Source organism: Vibrio sp. Y176 (assembly GCF_033438945.1).
The window spans coordinates 1-657 of record NZ_JAWOQS010000637.1 but is presented as its reverse complement, the minus strand read 5'-3'; the positions used below and the strand labels follow the sequence as shown (position 1 = coordinate 657).

The 657-nt window shown below is 42.3% G+C and carries 1 protein-coding gene; it reads left to right on the top strand.

Annotated elements, in window-relative coordinates; all coding sequences use genetic code 11:
• The coding region (locus tag R7O13_RS27790) for a 3-deoxy-D-manno-octulosonic acid transferase (protein ID WP_318305315.1) at window positions 1-657 on the top strand (657 nt) is incomplete at both ends.

The following is a 657-nucleotide window of genomic DNA, read 5'->3' as shown; positions in this document are numbered from 1 at the left end:
TCTAATCAAGGAACTCAAACAGCAATATCCAGAGCAACCTATCGTTGTCACAACAACCACGAGCACTGGAGCGGAACAAATAGCCAAGTTGGGTGATTTAGTTGAACACCGCTATATGCCAATAGACTTTGGCTTTGCTGTAAAAAGCTTCCTAAAGGCAATACAGCCAAAGAAAATGCTGATTATAGAGACAGAACTGTGGCCAAATACGCTCAACGTCGTCAAACAAGCCAATATTCCGATCACCGTAGTTAACGCTAGGCTATCAGAAAAATCCTGTCAACATTACGCAAAAGTCCAATGGCTTTTTAACCAACTTCATCCATGCTTGACGCAAGTACTTTGTCTAACGGATTGTGATGCAGAGCGATTTGAACGCTTAGGCGTCAATAAAGAGAAGCTATCGGTCACGGGCTCGATTAAATTTGATATTCAAATTTCAGATCACGTGAAGCAACAAGGCAAAGCACTTCGAGCGCAACTTGGAAAAGACCGCCCAGTATGGATTGCAGCGAGTACGCATAAAGGCGAGGATGAACAGGTATTAGAGGCACATAAACAGATTTTAGAATCTCATCCCAATGCTTTACTCATTTTAGTTCCTCGGCATCCGGAACGATTTGACGATGTTTTTGCTCTTTGTAAAAAACAAGGCTT